Annotated in this window: 19 protein-coding genes, 1 tRNA gene and 1 pseudogene; 16 read left to right on the plus strand and 5 right to left on the minus strand. The window is 53.2% G+C overall.

Translation table 11 applies throughout. From position 1 onward, the window contains the following. Positions 1 to 2: 2 nt before the first annotated feature. Genes N1249_RS19185 through ureG form a run of 6 tightly spaced genes read left to right on the plus strand, consistent with a single transcriptional unit; the run spans position 3 to position 4,337 of the window. Positions 3 to 317 carry an urease subunit beta gene (locus N1249_RS19185; RefSeq protein ID WP_259832086.1) on the plus strand — a complete coding sequence of 105 codons (315 nt, stop codon included), beginning with the start codon at positions 3 to 5 and terminating at the stop codon, positions 315 to 317. Beyond that, a complete protein-coding gene (gene ureC, locus N1249_RS19190) occupies positions 310 to 2,013 on the plus strand; it encodes an urease subunit alpha (RefSeq protein ID WP_259832087.1) in 1,704 nt (567 codons plus the stop codon). Before N1249_RS19185 ends, ureC begins: the two co-directional genes overlap by 8 nt. A 9-nt stretch (positions 2,014 to 2,022) precedes the next feature. Next, positions 2,023 to 2,487, plus strand: coding sequence for an urease accessory protein UreE (gene ureE, locus N1249_RS19195; protein WP_259832089.1), 465 nt, complete (start codon positions 2,023 to 2,025; stop codon positions 2,485 to 2,487). Positions 2,488 to 2,496: 9 nt separating this feature from the next. Next, positions 2,497 to 3,036: a HupE/UreJ family protein gene (locus tag N1249_RS19200; RefSeq protein ID WP_259832091.1), complete on the plus strand. Its 540-nt coding sequence runs from the start codon at positions 2,497 to 2,499 to the stop codon at positions 3,034 to 3,036. Next, on the plus strand, positions 3,036 to 3,710 hold the full coding sequence (locus N1249_RS19205) for an urease accessory protein UreF (RefSeq protein ID WP_259832097.1): 675 nt from the start codon (positions 3,036 to 3,038) through the stop codon (positions 3,708 to 3,710). Before N1249_RS19200 ends, N1249_RS19205 begins: the two co-directional genes overlap by 1 nt. Before the next feature lie 9 nt (positions 3,711 to 3,719). Beyond that, the gene (ureG, locus tag N1249_RS19210; protein WP_259832098.1) at positions 3,720 to 4,337 is read left to right on the plus strand and encodes an urease accessory protein UreG; all 618 of its coding nucleotides are present in this window, start codon (positions 3,720 to 3,722) and stop codon (positions 4,335 to 4,337) included. Between the two features lie 35 nt (positions 4,338 to 4,372). Here the strand turns inward: ureG and N1249_RS19215 are convergent, their stop codons facing one another. Further along, positions 4,373 to 6,421 carry a S8 family serine peptidase gene (locus tag N1249_RS19215; RefSeq protein ID WP_259832100.1) on the minus strand — a complete coding sequence of 683 codons (2,049 nt, stop codon included), beginning with the start codon at positions 6,419 to 6,421 and terminating at the stop codon, positions 4,373 to 4,375. A gap of 302 nt (positions 6,422 to 6,723) precedes the next feature. Here N1249_RS19215 and N1249_RS19220 point away from each other — a divergent pair, with 302 nt between their 5' ends. After that, the gene (locus N1249_RS19220) at positions 6,724 to 7,398 is read left to right on the plus strand and encodes a response regulator transcription factor (RefSeq protein ID WP_259832101.1); all 675 of its coding nucleotides are present in this window, start codon (positions 6,724 to 6,726) and stop codon (positions 7,396 to 7,398) included. Positions 7,399 to 7,414: 16 nt separating this feature from the next. Here the strand turns inward: N1249_RS19220 and tsaD are convergent, their stop codons facing one another. Continuing rightward, positions 7,415 to 8,428 carry a tRNA (adenosine(37)-N6)-threonylcarbamoyltransferase complex transferase subunit TsaD gene (gene tsaD / locus N1249_RS19225; protein WP_259832103.1) on the minus strand — a complete coding sequence of 338 codons (1,014 nt, stop codon included), beginning with the start codon at positions 8,426 to 8,428 and terminating at the stop codon, positions 7,415 to 7,417. A 236-nt stretch (positions 8,429 to 8,664) separates the two neighbouring features. Between tsaD and rpsU the strand changes: the two genes are divergently transcribed. The 5 genes from rpsU to N1249_RS19250 all read left to right on the plus strand — a co-directional run bounded on the left by rpsU (position 8,665) and on the right by N1249_RS19250 (position 15,978). Next, complete coding sequence (gene rpsU, locus N1249_RS19230) at positions 8,665 to 8,880, plus strand: 30S ribosomal protein S21 (RefSeq protein WP_001144069.1); 216 nt, start codon at positions 8,665 to 8,667, stop codon at positions 8,878 to 8,880. A gap of 115 nt (positions 8,881 to 8,995) precedes the next feature. Beyond that, positions 8,996 to 10,741 (plus strand): DNA primase, encoded by a 1,746-nt coding sequence (dnaG, locus tag N1249_RS19235; RefSeq protein ID WP_259832104.1) that lies wholly within the window; start codon positions 8,996 to 8,998, stop codon positions 10,739 to 10,741. A 171-nt stretch (positions 10,742 to 10,912) separates the two neighbouring features. Next, a complete protein-coding gene (gene rpoD / locus N1249_RS19240; protein ID WP_259832106.1) occupies positions 10,913 to 12,760 on the plus strand; it encodes an RNA polymerase sigma factor RpoD in 1,848 nt (615 codons plus the stop codon). Between the two features lie 160 nt (positions 12,761 to 12,920). Then, positions 12,921 to 13,970, plus strand: a complete 1,050-nt coding sequence (locus tag N1249_RS19245) for a YncE family protein (protein WP_259832108.1) — start codon at positions 12,921 to 12,923, stop codon at positions 13,968 to 13,970. 10 nt (positions 13,971 to 13,980) lie between these two features. After that, positions 13,981 to 15,978: a TonB-dependent receptor domain-containing protein gene (locus N1249_RS19250; protein WP_259832109.1), complete on the plus strand. Its 1,998-nt coding sequence runs from the start codon at positions 13,981 to 13,983 to the stop codon at positions 15,976 to 15,978. Positions 15,979 to 16,008: 30 nt separating this feature from the next. On the opposite strand, the gene mug is transcribed toward N1249_RS19250, so the two are convergent. Next, the gene (mug, locus tag N1249_RS19255) at positions 16,009 to 16,515 is read right to left on the minus strand and encodes a G/U mismatch-specific DNA glycosylase (protein WP_259832111.1); all 507 of its coding nucleotides are present in this window, start codon (positions 16,513 to 16,515) and stop codon (positions 16,009 to 16,011) included. Positions 16,516 to 16,639: 124 nt separating this feature from the next. On the opposite strand from mug, the gene N1249_RS19260 reads away from it, so the two are divergent. From N1249_RS19260 to N1249_RS19270, 3 genes and pseudogenes are all read left to right on the plus strand, one after another. After that, positions 16,640 to 16,715, plus strand: a tRNA-Ile gene (locus N1249_RS19260). A gap of 502 nt (positions 16,716 to 17,217) precedes the next feature. Then, positions 17,218 to 17,388 (plus strand): annotated as a pseudogene (locus N1249_RS23300) (hypothetical protein); the annotation flags it as partial. Between the two features lie 493 nt (positions 17,389 to 17,881). Continuing rightward, the gene (locus N1249_RS19270) at positions 17,882 to 19,051 is read left to right on the plus strand and encodes a DNA repair protein (protein ID WP_259832115.1); all 1,170 of its coding nucleotides are present in this window, start codon (positions 17,882 to 17,884) and stop codon (positions 19,049 to 19,051) included. Here N1249_RS19270 and N1249_RS19275 read toward each other — a convergent pair whose 3' ends face one another. After that, complete coding sequence (locus N1249_RS19275) at positions 19,052 to 19,816, minus strand: siderophore-interacting protein (protein ID WP_259832121.1); 765 nt, start codon at positions 19,814 to 19,816, stop codon at positions 19,052 to 19,054. It abuts the gene before it with no gap. Between the two features lie 225 nt (positions 19,817 to 20,041). Between N1249_RS19275 and N1249_RS19280 the strand changes: the two genes are divergently transcribed. Continuing rightward, complete coding sequence (locus N1249_RS19280; protein WP_409193152.1) at positions 20,042 to 20,536, plus strand: PadR family transcriptional regulator; 495 nt, start codon at positions 20,042 to 20,044, stop codon at positions 20,534 to 20,536. On the opposite strand, the gene N1249_RS19285 is transcribed toward N1249_RS19280, so the two are convergent. Next, positions 20,533 to 22,092 carry a methyl-accepting chemotaxis protein gene (locus N1249_RS19285; RefSeq protein ID WP_259832123.1) on the minus strand — a complete coding sequence of 520 codons (1,560 nt, stop codon included), beginning with the start codon at positions 22,090 to 22,092 and terminating at the stop codon, positions 20,533 to 20,535. The genes N1249_RS19280 and N1249_RS19285 overlap by 4 nt on opposite strands. Positions 22,093 to 22,426 lie beyond the last annotated feature (334 nt).

Consider the following 22,426-nt stretch of genomic DNA (forward strand, 5'->3'; position numbering starts at 1 on the left):
TGATGATTCCAGGTGAATATCAGGTTAAACCCGGCAACATCGCCCTTAACGTCGGGCGTAAAACAGTGAGTGTGATCGTTGAGAACCACGGCGACAGGCCGATCCAGGTGGGATCGCATTACCATTTTTATGAGGTAAACCCGGCGCTGAAATTCGATCGTGAAACCGCGAAAGGCTATCGGCTCAATATCCCGGCAGGCACTGCGGTGCGCTTTGAGCCCGGCCAGAAGCGCGAGGTCACACTGGTTCTGGTGACGGGCGCACAGCGCATTTTCGGTTTTCGCGGCGACGTGATGGGAGAGGTGAAAAATGGCTGAAATTTCACGCCAGGCTTACGCCGACATGTTCGGCCCGACCACCGGAGATAAAGTACGTCTGGCCGATACCGAACTGTGGATTGAAGTCGAAAAGGATCTGACGGTGTACGGCGAAGAGGTTAAATTCGGCGGCGGGAAAGTGATCCGCGATGGCATGGGTCAGGGGCAAATGACCTCGCAGGATTGCGTGGATCTGGTGCTGACCAATGCGCTGATTGTCGATCACTGGGGGATCGTGAAAGCTGACATCGGCGTCAAAAACGGCCGGATCTTTGCCGTGGGGAAAGCCGGAAACCCGGATATCCAGCCCGGTGTGACGATCCCGATTGGCGCCGCAACGGAAGTGATCGCCGCCGAAGGGAAGATCGTCACCGCCGGTGGGATCGACACCCATATTCACTGGATCTGCCCGCAGCAGGCCGAAGAGGCGCTGGTCTCCGGCGTGACCACCATGATCGGTGGCGGAACGGGACCCGCGGCAGGCACCAACGCCACCACCTGTACGCCAGGACCGTGGTATATCGCCCGCATGTTGCAGGCCGCCGATACGCTTCCCGTCAATATCGGTTTTCTGGGTAAGGGAAATGGCTCGAACCCGGACGCCCTGCGCGAGCAAATCGCCGCAGGAGCCATCGGCCTGAAAATTCATGAAGACTGGGGCGCAACCCCTGCAGCCATTAACTGTTCGCTGACAGTGGCCGATGAGATGGATATTCAGGTGGCGCTGCACAGCGATACGCTGAACGAATCCGGGTTTGTTGAAGACACGCTTGCGGCAATTGGCGGGCGCACCATCCACACCTTCCACACCGAAGGGGCGGGCGGTGGACACGCACCGGACATCATTACCGCCTGCGCGCATCCGAATATTTTGCCCTCTTCCACCAACCCGACGCTGCCCTACACGGTCAATACCATCGACGAGCATCTCGACATGTTGATGGTCTGCCACCATCTCGACCCCGATATCGCCGAGGACGTGGCGTTTGCCGAATCCCGCATTCGCCGGGAAACCATTGCCGCCGAAGATGTACTGCACGATATCGGCGCCTTCTCGCTGACCTCGTCCGATTCTCAGGCCATGGGCCGCGTGGGTGAAGTGATTGTCCGTACCTGGCAGGTGGCGCACCGCATGAAGGTGCAACGCGGCGCGCTGTCGGAAGAGAGCGGCGATAACGATAACTTTCGCGTCAAACGCTATATCGCCAAATACACCATTAACCCGGCGCTGACTCACGGTATTGCGCATGAAGTGGGCTCAATCGAGGCAGGAAAACTGGCTGACCTGGTGGTCTGGTCGCCGGCCTTCTTTGGCGTGAAACCGGCCACCATCGTCAAAGGCGGGATGATTGCCTGCGCGCCGATGGGCGACATCAACGCCTCGATCCCCACGCCACAGCCTGTGCACTATCGCCCGATGTTTGGCTCTCTGGGTGCCGCAAGACATGCAACCCGGCTGACGTTTATCTCCCAGGCCGCCGCATCTGCCAACCTTGCCGGCCAGCTCAACCTGCAAAGCGCCACCGCCGTGGTGAAAGGCTGCCGTAGCGTGAAAAAGGCCGACATGATCCACAACGGCCTGCAACCGAATATCACCGTTGATGCACAGACGTATGAAGTGCGTGTTGACGGGGAACTGATTACCAGCGAACCGGCTGACGTTTTGCCGATGGCACAACGCTATTTCCTGTTTTGAGGAGCGACAATGATCTACTTGACCCAACGCCTTGACCACGCGCACCGCGTCACCGCCAGCGTTACGCTGCCCATTGATGTGCGGGTGAAAAGCCGCGCCCGTGTTGCACTGAACGACGGTCGTGAAGCCGGGCTGATGCTGCCCCGCGGCTTACTGCTGCGCGATGGCGATCTGCTGGCCAGTGAAGACGGTAGCGAAGTGATTGAAGTGATTGCCGCACCGGAATCCGTATCGGTCGTGCGCTGCGCCGATCCGTTCCTGCTGGCCCGCGCCTGTTATCACCTGGGCAACCGCCATGTTCCGCTGCAAATCATGCCAGGCGAACTGCGCTATCACCACGATCACGTCCTCGACGATATGTTGCGCCAGTTCGGGCTGGAAGTGACCTTTGCCAGCCTCCCCTTTGAACCGGAAGCAGGCGCTTATACCAGCGATGCCCACAGCCATAGCCATTCGCACGCTCATTCACATTAAGGACTCATCATGCGTAAGTATTTACCTCTGTTACTGCTGGCGTTCTCCCTTCCGGCGCTGGCGCATCCGGGCCACGGTGCCGACAGTTTTCAGGCGGGTTTTTTCCATCCGCTGACTGGGCTTGATCATCTACTGATGCTGTCAGGTGCGGGCGTGCTCTCCGCGCTGAGCGGTCGCAAGCTGCTGCTGCCTTTTGCCACCCTCGGGATGATGCTGACCGGCGCAATTGCAGGCAGCCTGCTCGGCGGCTTTAGCGGGATGGAGATGCTGATTATCGCTTCGCTGGCGGTTTGTGGCGTGATGATGTTTAAAACTGAAAATCGCCTGCTGCTGGCAGTACCTGCCCTGGCGATGTTCCACGGCTGGGCGCACGGTGTGGAGATGGCTGGCCATAACTTCTGGCTCTTCACCAGCGGATTTATGTTCGCCAGCGCCACGGTGCTGTGCGCCAGTTTTGCGGCGGGATTACTGCTGCGCCGCCACGACGGTCTGCGTAAAACCTTCGGCGGCGGGCTGATTGTCTCTGCCCTGCTGGCGCTGATGAGCTAATGGAGCACTCCCGCCAGTGGCTGCGTCTGATGCAGCTTTCCAGCAGCAGCCTGCCGGTCGGGTCATTTACCTGGTCGCAGGGGCTGGAATGGGCCGTTGAGGCCGGATGGATTACCAGTGCTGAGGCATTCAAACGCTGGCAAATTCAGCAGATGGAGCAGAGTTTTTTCTGCGTCGACCTGCCGCTGTTTATCCGTCTGTATCAGGCCTGCGAGCGGCAGGAACTGGCCGCCGTCAAACGCTGGACTGCGTACCTGCTCGCCTGCCGGGAAACGCGCGAGCTGCGTGAAGAAGAGCGCAATCGCGGCGCGGCCTTTACGCGGCTGATTAAAAACTGGGAGCCGGACTGCCCGGCAGACTGGCTGGCATTACTTGCACAAAGCCAGCTCTGCGGCATGGCGTGGCTGGGTGTGCGCTGGGGAATCGGCGCACGCGAGCTGGCCCTGAGCCTGGGCTATAGCTGGATTGAGAGCGCCGTGATGGCGGGCGTTAAGCTCGTCCCGTTCGGACAGCAGGCCGCGCAACAGCTGATTATCGGGCTGAGCGACCATTTTGCGAATGGGCTGGACGCAGCATTTTTACGGGGTGATGAAGCGCTGGGTGCGGCAACGCCGCTTTCCGCCATCGCCTCTGCGCGACACGAAACACAATATTCACGGTTATTCCGTTCCTGAGGATGCAACATGGCTGATTACAAACATCCCCTGCGCGTTGGCGTGGGCGGCCCGGTGGGGTCGGGCAAAACCGCGCTGCTGGAAGCGCTCTGCAAGGCAATGCGCGACACATATCATCTGGCGGTGGTTACCAACGATATCTACACCAAAGAGGATCAACGTATCCTGACCGAAGCAGGCGCGCTGGAGCCTGAGCGCATCGTGGGTGTGGAAACCGGCGGGTGTCCGCATACTGCCATTCGTGAAGATGCGTCAATGAATCTTGCGGCCGTAGAGGCATTAAGCGAGAAATTCGGCAATCTTGATCTGATCTTCGTCGAAAGCGGCGGTGACAACCTGAGTGCCACCTTTAGCCCGGAACTGGCGGATCTGACCATCTATGTGATCGACGTTGCCGAAGGCGAGAAAATCCCGCGTAAGGGCGGGCCGGGGATCACAAAATCCGATTTTCTGGTGATCAATAAAACCGACCTCGCGCCGTACGTTGGCGCCTCGCTGGAGGTGATGGAGCGTGACACCAACCGGATGCGCGGCGAACGTCCGTGGACCTTTACCAACCTGAAGGCGGGTGACGGTCTGGCAACGATCATTGGATTTTTAGAAGAGAAAGGAATGTTGCGGATCTGAATAAAAAGGCCTGGCACAATGCCAGGCCACGATAATTATTTGCAGCTGTTATTCGATGACCCTTGTTCACGCCATGCGCCCCACTGGCCGCCGGTTCCCGGTGTTTCCTGACCCGGGTTGACATACCACTGGTTGAACCACACTTTACCGTTGTAAGACACTTTGGTGCATTTGACTGGATAGGCAATTTTGGCGTTATAGGCCGGTGCCGTATCGGTGGCAGGTGTATCGTCTTTTGCCGTGGTGTCATCCTTCGCCGGGGTGTCGTCTTTCGCTGGCGTGGTATCATCCTTCGCCGGCGTGTCGTCTTTCGCTGGCACAGCGGGTTTAGTGACTTTTATGGTCATACTATCTACAGCAGTACGTCCGTCCGCTCCGGTTGTGGTCAGCGTAAAGGTGGCTTCCCCCTCCGTATTCGCCGGGATCACCGCATAGGCGTGAGCAGCGTCAACGCTGTTCACCTGCGCACCGTTCAACCGCTCCTGCACGAAGAAAGTGCCAGCCCCTTGAGTCACGCTCCAGTTATACGACCTGGCGTTCAGGCTCTTACTGCCATCAAGGGGATAAGTACTGACACCCGTCATCGGAGAGACCATGGCGTAATCCGCACCGGCCACCGCCGTAGGTGCCGGGATCGCAACATCTCCGCCATCCTTCAACGCCAGGATGCGGGCGACGGCGCGCTCCATATCGGGCTGTGTCCCCACTCTCGCAGAGTCACCGTTCGCGAGCGGCGTGCCGGTCTCAGCAAGAATTTGACGCATCTGCCGCGGCGTAACCGTAATCCCGTGAGCTTTGGCAATGCCTGACAGACTGGCCACCACACCCGCCACAATTGGCGTGGCTGACGATGTCCCGCCAAAGGTACTGGTATAAGTGGCGTTGGTCCTGTTATAGAGATTGCCGTAACCGGTTGTGGTGACATCATTACACCCCCTTGAGGAGCTGGTCACGCGCGAACCATAGGTGCTAAAACTCGCCTTTTTACCGTCTTTTGAGCAGAATGCTCCGGCGATAATTGCACCGGAATCCCGGACGTTAAGATCCCACTTACCATTAAATGCCGGCGAATCCAGATTAATGTTTCCGTTAGCTGCGGAGGTAATAACAAACACGCCTTTATCGGTCAGTGCCTTAATGACGTTGTAGTAACTGTCCAGCCATTCAATAGGAATATAACAGTTACTGGTACAGGTTCCTGCGATTTCACCGCCGTAGGTCTGCATGTTTAGCGAGACAACATCCCCCGCTTTTAAGAGTGGGATAACGTTATAAAGGTTCGATGCTGGCCACGCGGCATAGCCGATTTGGCTTTTATCACTTAACCCGCGTACGCCACTGCCAATATCCCGCGCCGCTAAAATTCCGACAGACGCGGTATTATGTTCCCGTTCTTTACAGTTTACATCATTGGGCCCCTTTACGAAGGCCATAGGCGGTAAATTCACATGGTTAGTATTCCAGCCGCAATTTTCAGATGAGACGATCGTGATATCCTCACCTTCATTGCCTTTATACTGATTAACACTATTGCGGTTAACCCCACCCATATAATAGCCGGCACGCTTATCGGTGGGGGCTTTCAGATAATCCTGCAGATCCCGATAATCAGGTACCGATACTGCACCAAGATTATTATTCGCTGATGACTTTAATTTCGTCGAGGCCTGTTCTGTCTCCTGAAAAACAGGCAACGCTTCGGGATAAACGGACTCCACATCCTGATTCTGTTCAAGCCCGATGATGATATTCTCGATATAGTTTCGATCCTGCTTTTTATCTGCAGGCAGCGTAATACGCAGATAACGATCAAACCCATAGCGTTCATTCAGTTTAGTCAGTTCAGCAAGACGTTCACTGCTCAGGTTTTCCGCATGATACATGCGGGTTGCAACCAAAGAGGGATCGTTGATTTTCAGCTGATAAGACTTCGCTTTACCGGGTTTCAATTTAATAACAATTGCGTCATACGACACCCCCTGTATAACCTGCGGTTGTTCCTGCTGCACCGAAGGCCCGGTTTGCGCGTACGCTGTGCAGGTGAACGCTGCACAAATAAGCATTGATAAGATACTTTTTTTCATTTTGCCAATATTCCTTTATGACGGGGTAAATAATTTTCCTTTTTCAAAATTAAAATATAATCGCCAAACGAAACAGCAGAGTGTTCTTTTAATTAATAAGATAATTCTGCACCTTCGTTTTAAGAGAAAAGTTATATACACAGCAAAAAATCAATTAATAAAGAGAATAAAAATACTCTCAATAGTCTTTTCAGGACGGCAGTGAAGGCTACTGGATTTTTTTAAATTAAAGTATCCAGGGAAAGGCAATCAATATACGCGGGTGGCAGGTAAAATATCTCTCTTTTAAACTGGAGAATGCAATGTTAACAAAAATAGTGATTGCCGATGAACATCCTCTTATTCGCCGGGGCGTACGGGCGATGATTGAGGGCATAGGCATTTCTTTTGCAGGCTCCGGCAGCGTTCCAGCTTTTTCGCCAGCGGGTGAGACCGGATCAACCGATGCGTTATTGACCCTGCTGGCGGAGAATACGCCCGACATTCTGCTGCTCGGGTATACGCTGAACACCGCGCAACGCCCGGGGCTGTCAAGCGACAGGGACGGGCTGGCGCTGGTGAGAGGATTGCATCAAAAATATCCAACGCTAAACATTATTCTGTTGTCTCCGTTTAAAAGCCCCCAGTTGATCCGTCTGGCGATTGAGGCAGGAGCAAAGGCCTATGTCAGCCACTCTCTGGGTGAGAAGACCCTGCGCAACGCGCTCATCTGCGTGATGAAAGGTGAGATCTATATCGAACCAGCATTGATGAAAGGTATTCTTCAGAGCGAAGCATCGCTGTCAGCCCGAGAGATAGACGTACTGCGGTTACTCTGTAAAGGGGGAAACCTGACGGATGTTTCGCGTCAAATGCACCTGAGCATCAAAACCGTAAGTGCACATAAAATACGGGCAATGGAAAAATTACAGGTAAAAAATGATTGTCAGCTTTACGGTCTGCTTGCCAGAACCCGGATGTTTGATATTGCGTTTTGACACCCGGGTTAAGGGTTCAGGCTGCGGGTAATTCCGCCAGCGGCCAGCGCGGACGTACGGACACGCTCAGGTCAGACGTTGCCCCGGCGTTCAGACGTACCATCCCGGCGTAGGCAATCATCGCCCCATTGTCGGTACAAAACTCCGGACGCGCGTAGAACACTTCGCCGCGACGTTTTTGCATCATCTCTGCGAGCTTCGCGCGCAGGGTACGGTTAGCGCTCACGCCCCCCGCCATCACCAGACGCTTAAAGCCGGTCTGATCCAGCGCACGCTTGCACTTGATCATCAGCGTATCCACCACTGCATCTTCAAATGCGCGGGCGATGTCCGCACGCGTCTGATCGTCGTTTTCGTTATTGCGAATAGTATTGGCCGCGAAAGTTTTCAGGCCAGAGAAGCTGAAATCCAGCCCCGGGCGATCGGTCATCGGACGCGGGAAGACAAAACGCCCTTCCGTACCCTGAGATGCCATTTTCGACAGCATCGGGCCGCCAGGATAATCCAGCCCCAGCAGCTTGGCGGTTTTATCGAACGCTTCACCGGCCGCGTCGTCGATAGACTCGCCCAGCAGTTCGTACTTGCCAATGCCCGTCACGCTAATCAGCTGGGTATGGCCGCCAGAAACCAGCAGTGCTACAAACGGGAATTCTGGTGGGTTATCTTCCAGCATTGGCGCCAGCAGATGCCCTTCCATATGGTGTACCGGAATAGCCGGAACATCCCAGGCGAACGCCAGCGAACGCCCGACCGTTGCGCCAACCAGCAGCGCACCGACCAGACCCGGGCCTGCGGTATAAGCAACTGCATCGATATCTTTTGCGCTCAATCCGGCTTCTTTCAACGCCGCCTGAATCAAAGGAACCGTTTTACGTACGTGGTCACGAGAGGCCAGTTCAGGGACAACGCCGCCGTAATCAGCATGGAGTTTCACCTGACTATACAGTTGGTTGGCGAGCAGCCCTTTTTTGTCGTCGTAAATCGCGATGCCGGTTTCATCGCAGGATGTTTCTATACCCAGTACACGCATGGCTTGTTTTACCTCATTTCAATACCGCGCAGTGTAGAGCCTGGGCGGGTTGATGTAAAACTTTGTTCGCCCCAGGAAGAAGGCTCGTGTATACTCCTCACCCTTATTAAAGTCCCTTTCAAAATCGCATCGGTGCTTTACAAAGCAGCAGCATTTGCAGTAAAATTCCGCACCATTTTGAAATAAGCTGGCGTTGATGCCAGCGGCAAACCGAATTTATTAAAGGTGAGAGTTACATGCCGGTAATTAAAGTACGTGAAAACGAGCCGTTCGACGTAGCACTGCGTCGCTTCAAACGTTCATGCGAAAAAGCAGGTGTTCTGGCGGAAGTTCGTCGTCGTGAGTTCTATGAAAAACCAACGACCGAACGTAAACGCGCTAAAGCTTCTGCTGTGAAACGTCACGCGAAGAAACTGGCTCGCGAAAACGCACGCCGTACTCGTCTGTACTAATCTGTTGAGGGCTACAGCCCTCAATTGACAGACAGAGTAGTAGTCGTAAGGCCGTGCTTCCGGAAGGAATGCGCGGCTTGTTTTCGTTTATAAGTCGCTTAATTTTTTGGGGCATATGGCCGGAAGAATCCCACGCGTTTTCATCAATGACCTGCTCGCCAGAACCGACATCGTCGATCTCATCGACGCGCGGGTAAAGCTGAAAAAGCAGGGCAAGAATTACCATGCGTGCTGTCCGTTCCATAACGAAAAAACCCCCTCTTTCACCGTAAACGGTGAAAAACAGTTTTACCACTGCTTCGGCTGTGGCGCTCACGGTAATGCCGTCGATTTTTTAATGAATTACGACAAGCTCGAGTTCGTTGAAACCGTCGAAGAACTGGCGGCGATGCACAACCTTGAAGTGCCGTATGAAGCAGGCAGCGGGCCCAGTCAGATAGAGCGCCATCAACGCCAGACGCTGTATCAACTGATGGACGGCCTGAACTCGTTTTACCAACAGTCTCTTAAGCACACTGCTGCTGAGCCTGCGCGTCAGTATCTGACTAAGCGCGGACTGAGCGACGATGTCATTGCGCGTTTCGCTATTGGTTACGCCCCGCCCGGCTGGGACAACGTGTTAAAGCGTTTTGGCGGCAATAGCGAAGATCGTAAATCACTGATCGATGCAGGAATGCTGGTCACCAATGACCAGGGACGAAGCTACGATCGCTTCCGTGAACGGGTGATGTTCCCGATTCGCGACAAGCGTGGCCGGGTGATTGGTTTTGGTGGTCGTGTACTGGGCGATGCCCTGCCGAAATACCTCAACTCCCCGGAAACCGATATTTTCCATAAGGGCCGCCAGCTTTACGGTCTTTATGAAGCGCAACAGGATAACGCGGAACCTCAGCGTCTTCTCGTCGTCGAAGGGTATATGGATGTTGTCGCACTGGCACAGTATGACATCAACTATGCCGTTGCTTCGCTGGGGACATCGACAACTGCCGACCATATCCAGCTGCTGTTCAGAGTGACCAACAACGTCATCTGCTGTTACGACGGTGACCGTGCCGGACGCGATGCAGCCTGGCGAGCACTGGAAACGGCGCTGCCGTACATGACCGACGGTCGCCAGTTGCGCTTTATGTTTCTGCCTGACGGCGAAGACCCGGATACGCTGGTGCGTAAAGAGGGCAAAGCGGCGTTTGAAGCGCGGATGGAGCAGGCACAGCCGCTCTCCACGTTTTTGTTTAACAGCCTTATGCCGCAGGTCGATTTGAGTACGCCTGATGGCCGTGCGCAGCTCAGTACGCTGGCACTGCCGTTGATAAGCCAGGTGCCTGGCGAAACGCTGCGTATTTATTTGCGTCAGGAGTTAGGCAACAAGCTCGGCATTCTGGATGACAGCCAGCTTGAACGTTTAATGCCAAAACTGGCTGAAACCGGGGCGGTTCGCCCTGCGCCACAGCTAAAACGTACAACCATGCGTATACTGATAGGGTTGCTGGTGCAAAACCCTGAGCTGGCACCGTTAGTACCGCCTCTCACAGGGTTAAATCAGGAAAAACTGCCTGGACTTGGCTTATTTTCAGAATTGGTCAACACTTGTCTGTCGCAGCCAGGTCTGACCACCGGACAACTTTTAGAGCACTATCGCGGTACAAAAGAGTCCGCAACCCTTGAAAAACTGTCGATGTGGGACGATATAGCAGATAAGGATATCGCTGAAAAAACCTTCACCGACTCGCTGAATCATATGTTCGATTCGATGCTTGAGCTGCGCCAGGAAGAGTTGATTGCTCGCGAGCGCACACACGGCCTAAGCAGCGAAGAACGCCGGGAACTCTGGATGCTAAACCAGGAACTGGCGAAGAAATAAAAGACAAATAAAGACAAAAGTATTTAACGGCTTAAGTGCCGAATATCGATCGGGAAGCCCCCGGCAGCCGCACTGAGAGGCAGCGGCAAAAATATAAGTACGCCCTCGCTTTAAAGGTTGGCAGCACCATCGCCAACACCAATCAAACGAATTAAGTGTGGATACCGTCTTATGGAGCAAAACCCGCAGTCACAGCTGAAACTTCTTGTCCAACGTGGTAAGGAGCAAGGCTATCTGACCTATGCCGAGGTCAATGACCATCTGCCGGAAGATATCGTCGATTCAGATCAGATCGAAGACATCATCCAAATGATCAATGACATGGGTATTCAGGTGATGGAAGAAGCACCGGATGCCGATGATCTGTTGCTGGCTGAAACCTCCAACAACACTGACGAAGATGCGGAAGAAGCTGCTGCACAGGTACTGTCCAGCGTGGAATCTGAAATCGGGCGCACCACTGACCCGGTCCGCATGTACATGCGCGAAATGGGCACCGTTGAACTGTTGACCCGCGAAGGCGAAATCGACATCGCTAAGCGCATCGAAGACGGGATCAACCAGGTTCAGTGTTCCGTTGCCGAATACCCGGAAGCAATCACTTACCTGCTGGAACAGTACGACCGCGTTGAAGCTGAAGAAGCGCGTCTGTCTGACCTGATCACCGGTTTTGTTGACCCGAACGCAGAAGAAGACATGGCGCCGACCGCCACTCACGTCGGTTCTGAGTTGTCCCAGGAAGAGATGGATGACGACGAAGACGAAGATGATGAAGACGGCGACGACGACAGCAGTGATGACGACAACAGCATCGACCCTGAGCTGGCCCGCGAGAAGTTCGGTGAACTGCGTACGCAGTACGAACTGACCCGTGACACCATCAAAGCAAAAGGCCGTAGCCACGCCGCTGCTCAGGAAGAGATCCTGAAACTGTCTGAAGTATTCAAACAGTTCCGCCTGGTGCCAAAACAGTTCGACTACCTGGTAAACAGTATGCGCGTCATGATGGACCGCGTGCGTACCCAGGAACGTATCATCATGAAACTGTGTGTTGAACAGTGCAAAATGCCGAAGAAGAACTTCATCACGCTCTTCACCGGCAACGAAACCAGCGAAACCTGGTTCAACGCCGCTATCGCGATGAACAAGCCATGGTCTGAAAAACTGCATGATGTGAAAGAAGACGTGCATCGCGGGCTTCAGAAACTCCAGCAGATTGAAGAAGAAACCGGCCTGACCATCGAGCAGGTGAAGGATATCAACCGTCGTATGTCTATCGGTGAAGCGAAAGCCCGCCGTGCGAAAAAAGAGATGGTTGAAGCGAACTTACGTCTGGTTATCTCTATCGCTAAGAAATACACCAACCGTGGTCTGCAATTCCTGGATCTTATCCAGGAAGGCAACATCGGTCTGATGAAAGCGGTAGATAAATTTGAATACCGTCGTGGTTACAAGTTCTCCACCTACGCAACCTGGTGGATCCGTCAGGCTATCACCCGCTCTATCGCGGATCAGGCGCGCACCATCCGTATTCCGGTGCATATGATTGAGACGATCAACAAACTCAACCGTATCTCCCGCCAGATGCTGCAAGAGATGGGCCGTGAGCCAACGCCAGAAGAGCTGGCTGAACGTATGCTGATGCCGGAAGACAAGATCCGCAAAGTGCTGAAGATTGCCAAAGAGCCTATCTCCATGGAAACGCCAATCGGCGACGATGAAGATTCGCATCTGGGTGATTTCATCGAGGATACCACCCTCGAGTTGCCGCTGGATTCTGCCACCACCGAGAGCCTGCGTGCCGCAACGCACGACGTTCTGGCTGGCCTGACCGCCCGTGAAGCAAAAGTTCTGCGTATGCGTTTCGGTATCGACATGAATACCGACCACACGCTGGAAGAAGTGGGTAAACAGTTCGACGTTACCCGCGAACGTATCCGTCAGATCGAAGCAAAGGCGCTGCGTAAACTGCGCCATCCAAGCCGCTCTGAAGTGCTGCGTAGCTTCCTGGACGACTAATCGGTCCTCGATGAAAAAGCTCCCTCCGGGGAGCTTTTTTTTTGGGGATTTTCCACAGAGTACAAAAATTAGTAGGTACCACCGCAATAGATGCAATTGTAAATGATATTTATTTTCATTATCATTTTTCTTTTCGTAAACTACTGTAAAGAAAAATTACATGAATTTCAAAATATTAAAAAATCAATCTCTCTGCGCGCTCGCGATTTCTCTGGCCCTTCATGCGGGTTCTGCCTGTGCAAAGGACTTCTCCGAGGATCGGTTTACTTCCCAACCGCTGGGTCACGGCGTTTACGAACTGGCTTATGATGCCGGACAAAACGCGGTCTATGCGGCGTCCGCCCCCTCTTTCGATAAAGATAAAACCGCCGGTGAAATGTTCCTGCTTTCAGCTGATTCGCTGAAGGTTGATAAGCGGATCGCGACCCAACGCCGCCCCTTCGCCGTTTCACTGGATGAAGCCAACCACATTCTCTGGTCAGGCAATGCGCTGGATGGCTCATTAACTCTGCTGGATACCCGCACCAACAAAGAAGTGAAGACACTCCAGCTCGCGGATGATGAAAACAAAGCGCACGTCCGCGAAGTGGTCCTCGATAAGAAACACCAGCGGCTCTACGTCTCCGGGATTGGCAGTGAAGGCAAAGGCGTGCTGTGGGTAGTCGACACTAAAAACCAGACGCTTGCGCATACCCTGAAAGGGATGGATCCGGTCGGTTTTGCGGTCAACGAATCCGACGACAAAGTGTATGCCGTCACCGGCAAAGGCGAACTGGTAACGCTGGATGGCAAAACGTCCCAGGTTATCTCCCGCGTGAAAGTTGACCCGTCCGAGCCAAAACATTACTTCCTGAATATCGCCCTGAACCCCGCCAAAGGCGTAGGTTTTATCGCCGATACCAATACCGCAGATGTGCTGGTTGTACAGCTCGATTCCGGTAAGTTAGTGCACCGCATTCCCACGCCGAACTCCATTGCCGCCGTCTACAACCCGGCGCGCAACGAAGTGTACGTTACCCATCGCAATGCCCGTCAGATAAGCGTTATCGATGCCAACACATACAGCCTGAAACACACCATTAAAACGGCTGCCATGCCCAACAGCATGGTGCTTTCTCCGGACAGCAAAACGCTCTTTGTCAGCGTAAAGCAGGATGAAAAAGCCACCCAGGCTGACTATGTGCTCAAACTCGATTTAACCCAATTCTGAGGATTGCTTTGTGATTAACCAGACACGTACGGCGCTGGCGATTTCGCTCGCCCTCGCCAGCCTTCCTGTGGCCGTTTTCGCCGAGGAGACAACTCCCGCTAATGAAGATCAGATGGTGGTCACCGCCACCGGTTTCGCCCAGGAGCGCCGCGAAGCACCGGCGACCATCTCCGTGGTCGGCGAGAAAGAGCTGAACACCCGTTCGAACCAGAACGTGACCGAAGCGCTGCGTGAAATGCCCGGTGTATTAGTGGGGAACGGTAACGGGAGCCTTGCCACCGGCGATGTGCAGATGCGCGGCATGGACTCCACGTATACCTCCTACATGGTCAACGGCATCAAACAAGGGACCCGCGAGTCCCGCCCTTACGGCCACCATATCGGCACAGAAGCGGCATTCCTGCCCCCCCTTGCGGCTATCGAACGCATCGAGGTGATCCGTGGGCCGATGTCCTCGCTGTATGGTTCAGACTCCATTGGTGGCGTGGTGAACGTCATCACCAAAAAAGGCTACAACCTGGATAAATGGACCGGGGTGCTGGAGGATAACTACTTCCTTCAGGAGAAAAGCGAGTACGGCAACACCAACCAGACCAATGCCTTTTTGATGGGGCCGGTTATTCCTGGCAAACTCGGCGTGAGCGTGGCGGCGGATTACCTTGATCGCCGTGACGATGACAGCCAGAACGATGAGCGTTTTGTTAAGCACCAGGCCGGCAACCTGGATGCCACCATTAATATGGCCCCGACCGACACCCAGCTGTGGGATTTGAACGTCGTTAAAGGGCATCAGGTAAAATCACACAACGATAAAGCCTGGCAATGGGACTTCGACCGGGACGCCGCGTCGTTATCCCAGCACGCGTGGTACGGCGACGACCTGGTGGAAGTGAAGAACTTCATCAGCTACGAGAACGCCAAAACCGAATACCGCGTGCCAGGCATGAGTTCGCAGTTTATCAAGCAGAAAAACTATGAAGCCAACAGCGCTAACACCTTTAATCTTGGCGATCATAAGCTGACGCTTGGCATCAACTTCACCCGCAACGAACTGGATGATACGTTCGGCATCGCCGACAAAGAGGTTCCGGGGATCACGCCGGTCAGTGAGATCAGCCGCAACGGCTGGGCCGTGTTTGCTGAAGACGCATGGATGATGGTGCCGGACTTCACGCTGACCACGTCGGCACGTCTCGACCACGACAGCTACTTTGGCTACCACGTGACGCCGAAGCTCTACGGGAACTGGACGATTGATGAAAGCTGGGCGCTGAAAGGCGGTGTATCGGCGGGGTATAAAAAGCCTGACCTGCGTGAGAACAACGAAGGCTTCACCAGTGTCTATGGCTCTTATCCTTACTCGTATATTGGGATCGGTAACGATGACCTGAAGCCAGAGCAAAGCGTTAACACCGAGCTGGGCGTCTACTGGCAGCAGGATACGCTGGCACTGGATGCCACCGTGTTCTTCACCAAATTTAAAGACAAGATCAGCGACTACACCATTTGTACTGCAACCGCCACGCAGAAGTGTATTTACAACAGCTATGAAGCTGAAGAAGTGTCCCAGTATTTCAACGTCAGCGACGCGGAAATCTATGGTCTGGAGCTGAATGCAGACTGGCAGGTCACTCCTGCGCTGAAGGCTAACGCAAACTACACCTACACCCACAGCGAGCAAAAAAGCGGCCAGTATAAGGGAGAGGCGCTGAACGAATTCCCGAGCAGTATGGCCAACCTGTCACTGACGTGGAATGCGCTCAACGACCTGGAGCTGTGGACCACCAGCAACTGGCGCAGCAATACGCCAAACACCGGTAAATCCACCTCAACCGAGGCCTATGCGCTGGTCGATTTAGGCGCCCGCTACCATCTCAACAAGAGCATTACGCTGATGGCGGGGGTTTACAACCTGTTCGACGTGAACCCGATTTACAAGACGTCCTATAACCAGTCTTCCATCCTGGAAGGACGCCGCTACAACATGGGCGCGCGATTCGAGTTCTGATAGTGACGCCGGAGCCTCAGGCTCCGGCAGTTACAGCCCGCGCACAACTAACGCTTCATCGAGTTCGCGATACGCCTCAACCAGCTTATCCAGCGTCGCCCTGTTCAGGCCGCTTGGGTTTGGCAGCACCCACACCTGCGTGACGCCGATAGTGATGCGTTGTTTACCCCACTGTGTCCCGCGCTGGCTAAATGCCTGCTCATAAGCCTGCTTACCGAGGATCGCCAGCGCCGCAGGCTGGTAGTCTTCAATCTTTTTAATCAGCTCGCGCCCGCCGCTGCGCAGTTCGTGCAGATTCACTTCGGTTGCCTGCACCGTTGGCCGCTCAACCAGCATGGTGATGCCACATCGTGTATCCAGCAGATGCTGTTCCTCTTCGGGCTTCAGCAACCTGTCGGTAAACCCCGCCTGGTGGATAACCTTCCAGAAGCGATTACCCGGATGAGCAAAGTGAAAACCGGTGTGCGCCGAGGACTTACCGGGGTTGATACCGCAGAACACCACCCGCAGGCCGGGGGCAAGAATATCGTTGATCATGTTTACTCCGATCGATACATCATCCGGGAAGTATAAAGGATTGATTATGCATTGTTTATAAAAACAGCAGGCAGGTGTGAATGGCTGGATTGCTGCGGGGAGTTACTTTATAATTCACCGCCACGGCCCCTTAGCTCAGTGGTTAGAGCAGGCGACTCATAATCGCTTGGTCGCTGGTTCAAGTCCAGCAGGGGCCACCAGACTTGATTAAGGGCTTAGATAAGAAATTATCTAAGCCCTTTTTCTTTGCTTCACATTTGCGTCGGCCAGCGTTTTACGCCTTTCTGAAGGCTCCCAATATGTTCTTTCGCTTATGATTTTCAGCATAAGTCCAGCCATAAAGAGATCAGCGTTCTTGTTTAAAAGGAAAAATAAACCCGAAACGTTCATTCGATGTATTTTTTAAAATAAAAGTAAACATTAGCTCACTGTAAAAATGGATCGTTAGTTAATTAAAATAAATACAATCAGAAAACAATTTAGATGCAATAAAATAACACATTGCAACAAGTTATATAAATAAAAACCATTTAAAATCAATCAAAGAAAATAAAAACAATCAAAATAAAAAACATCTATACAAGAAACCAAAAATAAAAGCATTATATCAACCAGAGCTAGCTATTAACTCAAGTCCAAAAAAGTGAAAAACACTCCCCATCAGAAATGGAAGCAACATAAATTTAGTCTGGGTAATAACAAATGATAAAGATGGCTTTATACGCAATACCTTTGGTCGTTCTGACCGCATCACCAGCGCACGCTATCAGCGAAAAGTACCGCTCACAACTCGAACGGTCGGGCTGTACCCAGGTCACTGACGGGCACGGATGCGATATTCACAAAACCCGAGCCCAAAACGCCGCTTCAGCAGCTAAGCCCGCTCTTTCGCCTGAGCAGCAGCACGGTCAGATAGCCGGCGAAGCAGAAAGCATCCTGGCAATGAAAGGGATTGCCGCGGAGGAATATCTGGTTGAGAAGGGATGGAAACAACAGTCCAGCAGTCAGTGGACCAAAGCAGGTCATGTCCTGAACATTGTTGAAGATGGTGGTGTCGTGCACAGCGCACAACTCACTAAATGATGATGTGGCTCCTCAGGGGGCCATTCTTTCAGAAAGCCAGCGTAATGCCCGAATAAAAAACATTAAAAACAACACATTAAATACAAGAAGGAAAAGAAAAATCTCACCCTTCTTTATTTGCGATGAAATTCATCATTCATTAAATCCGTAACTCATCGTCAAAAACCCGAAAAACTAAAGAAATCCCCCATCGCGCCGATCATCATCCGTGTGTATTATTTCCTGTAGCGTTTACAACAACTAACCTTAACTCAAATACTTAAGCCCCAAAGCGAAAGGCATCATGAGCACACCGATCAAACGGCTAGAAATCATTAAAAATGCCATTGAACTGGAAGATGACGACATCATCATAAGCCAGCTGGCACGCCTGAAAAATGAAGCGTTTGGCGATGAGCTACAGGCAATCGTCGTGGCGCTTGAGCAGAAGAACTACACCGCCGCCATCGCGGCTATCACCGCCTGGTTACAAAGCCAGCGGGCGATTACCCAGTGGCGCGATCCGCAGGTGGCAGCCAGCAAGCTGGAGCTCAAAGCACTGGAAGAACGTCTGCGGGATCTTATCGATCGTCGCAACGCGCGCGTGCAGCAGCTTGATGAGTTCAACGATCTCTATTTCTCCCGCCTCGGGCCGCTGATGCAGCAGATCCTCGCCCTGCGTAAAACACTTGCCGAGCTGAATCTGCGTCGTCAGCAGGCGGAAGCTCGTCGTCGCGAAGAGGACTATCGCCGCTGCCAACAGTACATGGCGCAGGCGGTAGAGGTATTAGCCACACTGACCCAGCGCTGGCGCGAGCTGCCAGCGGATTCCGTGCAGGCTGCGGAAGCACGCAAGCATCTTCAGCAGCAAAGCAACCTGATTGCTAACCTGCTGGCCGAAGCACTGGAGCTGGAAAGCGGGTTAACACGTGAAGAGGAGCCTGCGCGTCAGGCGCGGGATGATGCTAATAACGAGTATGAAAAATACCGTGAGCAGCACCACGATGCCGAAGTCCGTCTGCGGAAAGGGAAAAACCTCTCCGAAGAGGATCAGAACGAGCTAAAACGACTCTGGCGTCAGGCGAGCAAGCTGTGCCACCCGGATCTGGTGGCAGACGATCTGAAAGAAGAAGCCAACACCATGATGGTGCAGCTGAATCAGGCCAAACAACGTGGGGATGTGAAAGCCATTCGCTCTCTGGTTGCTCGTCTGCAACAGGGCTTTGAGCCGCTGATGGCAAGCGACCGGCTGAACGATCTGGAGCGTATCCGCAAAAAAATGGCGCAGGTACGCGAGCAAATCGACACCTTAGTGAACGAGCTGGCCGAGCTGGAAAAAGAAGAGTCCTGGCTGCTGGTCTCGTCGCTCAGCAATATGGAAGCTTACTTTGTCCAGCAAGAGAAAGCCCTGCATGACGTCCGCGCCTCGCTCGAACATCAGGTGAGCGAAGCGCAGCTGGATACTGCAGCGTAATTATTTGGCGTGCCAGTACGCGCTGGCACGCACTAGTTGCTGATCAATCTCGTCATTTTCAAACTGACGGCTCAGGCTTTTCACCACCTTCCCTTCCCCGGTTAACCAGATAAAGTAATCCTCTGCGGGTACGTTAAACGCCGCCAGATGATCAGCCACCGCCTGCTCGCTATGCCCGACAATCCAGGTGATGTTGAACTCACTCAGATGCGCCAGATAATCCTTGTAAGAGGCATCGCCAATGGTCACAACGGCATGAGCGTCAGGGCGCACCGGCAGTCTGGCTATCGCTTCTAAACGGCGACGCAGCGCGGGCATTCCGGACTCGTCGCACACGTACAACTGCCAGGCGTAATCCTCTGCAACGACCAGTGAACCGCGCGGGCCGCCGATGGTGAGTTTGTCGCCCACTTTCGCCTGTAGCGCCCAGTTACTGGCAACGCCGCCATCATGGATAAAGAAATCGAACGCCAGTTCATGACGCGCTTCATCGTACAGCGGTGTGTAGTCACGCGCCTGAGGGCGCACGCCTTCGCCCCAGTCGATCCCTTCATCGGTAACCACTGGCGGGACAAATGTCGCCCCAGGCTCCGGGAAAAAGACTTTGCTGTGGTCGTCGAAACCTCTGGAGCTAAAGCCCTCCAGGGCGTCTCCGCCTAAGACGATACGCTGGAAGCCAGCCGCGACACGCTCAACGCGGAGCACGGTCAGCTCGCGAAAGCGCAGGTCATTACGGACGCGTTGTGGGTAGCGGGTCGATGTCATTTTTATGCCTTCCTGAAGTGAATACGATATATCTAAATCAAACTGCAAATGATAATGATTGCTAACAATCAGGATTGCAAGCTATTTTTTGATATAGTTAACACCAGCCAAGCCACATAATAAAAATAACAATATAATCATATAATTAACTAATTATTTGATGGCTACATTGCTATTAAGACAAGTTTAGATATAAATTAGATATATCAATTTTGAGGAGATACGATGCGACACGCACATGAAGGTGGTGGACGCCGCCAGCGATTTTTTGGCCACGGCGAACTGCGGCTGGTGATTCTGGATATTCTGACCCGCAATGCGAGCCACGGTTACGAGCTGATTAAAGAGATTGAGAATATGACTCAGGGGAACTACACCCCGAGCCCGGGCGTCATCTACCCGACCCTCGATTTCTTGCAGGATCAGACCTTTATCACCATTACGGAAGAAGAAACCGGGCGCAAAAAGATTGCCATTACCCTGGCCGGGCAACACTGGCTGGATGAAAATCTGGAACATCTGGAGAACATTCAGCTGCGGATCAAAGCCCGCTGCGTTGGCTTCCAGTTGCGAAAAAACCCGCAGATGAAGCGGGCTCTTGATAACTTCAAGGCCGTGCTGGACCTCAGGGTAAACCAGGGGGAGATCAGCGACGCGCAGCTTAAGCAGATTATCGGCGTTATCGACCGCGCGGCGCTGGAGATCTCCCAGCTGGATTAAGCCGGTGCGTACTCGTTCACGCGGAAGACTTTTACCAGCTCTTTCAGCTGCGTCGCTTGCTCGTTAAGCGATGCGGCCGCGGCGACAGACTCCTCCACCAGCGCCGAGTTCTGCTGAGTGGTGGCGTCGATCAGGCCAATCGCGCTGTTAATCTGCGAAATCCCTTCAGTCTGCTCGTGGCTGGCCTGGCGGATCTCCCGCAGGATGACGTCCATCTCTTCCACGTTGCCGACCATGCCGTTGATAAGCCCGCTGGCTTTCTCGACCAGGTTCATCCCGTCCTGGGTCTGGCTGGTTGAGCTTTCAATCAGCTGGCGGATTTCACTGGCAGAAGACGCACTCTTCTGTGCCAGCTGGCGCACTTCACCCGCGACCACGGCAAAGCCACGACCGTGCTCACCCGCACGTGCCGCTTCCACTGCCGCATTCAGCGCCAGAATATTGGTCTGGAAGGCAATGGCGTCGATCAGGTCGATAATGTCGGACATCCGGTTCGACGTTTCGTTAATCAGGCGCATTTTGCTGGTCACCTGCTTCATCATCTCGCCGTTGTTTTTCACCACCGTGGCCGCATCGGCAGAGAGGTTGGTCGCTTCCCCGGTATGTGACGCGGTGTTTTTTACCGTTGCCGTGATTTGTTCCATTGATGCCGCCGTCTGTTCAACGGAGCTGGCCTGCTCTTCCGTGCGCGCGGCTAAATCCTGGTTACCTGCTACAATCTGCGCGGCAGCGCTGGAAATGTTTTCAGAGCCGGTCTGCACCTGCTGCACAATCTCCTGCAAGCGGGTTTTCATCTCCATCAGCGCATTGAGCAGATGGCCGGTTTCATCCTTACCGTGGGAGGTGATATTGCGCGTCAGGTCACCCTGAGCAATCGCTTCGGCAAAGGCCACCGCGGTACCCAGTGGGCGGGTAATCGAACGCACAATGTACCAGCCAATCAGGCTGCCTGCGCCCACGCTAAACAGCGTGATAATAATCAGCCACAGGCGGTTGTTTCTGAAATCACCATTCACCTGCGCGCCAGCACTTTGCATCTGGCCGTTCTGAATGCTGATAAGCTCCTTCACTTTGTCCTTGTAGGCCTTTTGCAGGTTGAGGGTATTGGTCATCATCTCCTGGATCGCCCCTGCGCGATCGTTGTTCTGTACGGCCTGCAAAATGCGGTAGCGGGAGTCAAGATACTGCTGGCGCACCCCGCGAATATCAGCCAGAACCTGCTGAGATTTTCGATCGTGCAGTTCGTTATTCAGGTCACCCAGGATAACGGTGATATGTTCGCTGATCTCTTTCAGGTGCTGTTGGGACTGCGCAGTATACTTGCCCTGCTCATCCAGCAACATGAGCTGCTGAGTGCTAATAAATTCCTGGAAGTTATCGATTAACTCGTTTGCTTTTACCGTGGTCGGATAATCACTGGTGATGATGGTTTGCATCCCGTTGTTGGCCCGGTTCAGGCTCAGCAAAGACAAGGTTGCACTGACCACCATCAGCGCAATAAAGAATCCAAACGCCAGAAATAATTTCGTGCCGATCTTTACGTCATGTAAGAACATATTTACTCCATCGATGTGATTATTTCCCAGACGTTCACCGTTATCGGTAACTCATCACCTAACTTTATGACTTTGATCGTTTTTTTATTCAATAACCACCTTAATGTATAGGCATTAGCTATTAATACTGGCGCATTGATCGTTACACAACCAATGGAATGGTGATTTCTGAAACAGTATCGGGGAAAACTGACTTAGGCAGGAATAAATAGCTGAGGTAATTTATTTAGTTATTTAATATATATTTAACATTAAATGGTAATAGTAATTACAAAGAGCGGAAACAATAAAGCCGTTTATTCCGGACGAAATAAACGGCTTTCTGGAACTTTAC

Origin of the sequence: Enterobacter sp. CP102 (assembly GCF_025152625.1) — a bacterium.
Lineage (GTDB): Bacteria > Pseudomonadota > Gammaproteobacteria > Enterobacterales > Enterobacteriaceae > Enterobacter > Enterobacter soli.